The 755-nt window shown below is 48.2% G+C and carries 1 pseudogene; it reads right to left on the bottom strand.

The window, feature by feature from the left end:
* Positions 1–706, bottom strand: a pseudogene (locus tag A3738_RS02230) (flagellin); the annotation flags it as partial.
* Positions 707–755 lie beyond the last annotated feature (49 nt).

Raw genomic sequence — 755 nt, 5'->3', positions numbered from 1 at the left:
CAGAAACAGAGTTAATTGCGGCTGCTTTTGCTATTGCAGATAAATCGTTGTTAGAGCTGGAAAACGCGTCGTCAACGCCTGATGATGCACCAATAGCTATGCCGTTGATGACGAGATCACCTGCCGCGAGGGCAGCTACAGGCGGCGTTGAAGCGGTGCTGCCCGGCGAGGATGAAATGCCATCAGTAGGTGAAACACCTAGTTGAGTAACATCTGTACCTTCAATACCGAAGCTTACATCTTCACCTTCATTTGCGCCGATTTGGAATGTAACATCGGTGAAGGATCCGTCTAGTAACTTGGTGCCGTTAAATGTTGTTTGGTCAGCAACACGTTCGATCTCAGTAATAAGCTGCTGAACTTCTTCATTCAAAGCTTCACGGTCTTGCTTGCTGTTCGTTGCGTTAGAGGCTTGTAGTGCCAAATCACGGATACGAAGTAGGTTGTCAGTCATCGAGCCGAGCGCGCCTTCAGCAACCTGAGCGAGTGACACACCGTCGCTGGCGTTTCGGATCGCGACTTTTAAGCCTTGGACTTGCGCGCTGAAGCGGGTAGAAATTGCAAGACCTGCTGCATCGTCTTTTGCGCTGTTAATACGCAAGCCTGAAGATAAGCGTTGCAGGGCTGTTTGGTTTTCGCTCTGAGACTTATCTAGGTTTCTTTGCGCGTTGATAGACGCAAGATTGGTATTAATTATTTGTGGCATGGTCTTCCCCTTCAGCCATACATGCGTGCAAATTCAAAAAATATTTTGG

The sequence above is a fragment of the Oleiphilus sp. HI0066 genome (genome assembly GCF_001635725.1).
This window is presented reverse-complemented; position numbering and strand designations above follow the sequence as displayed.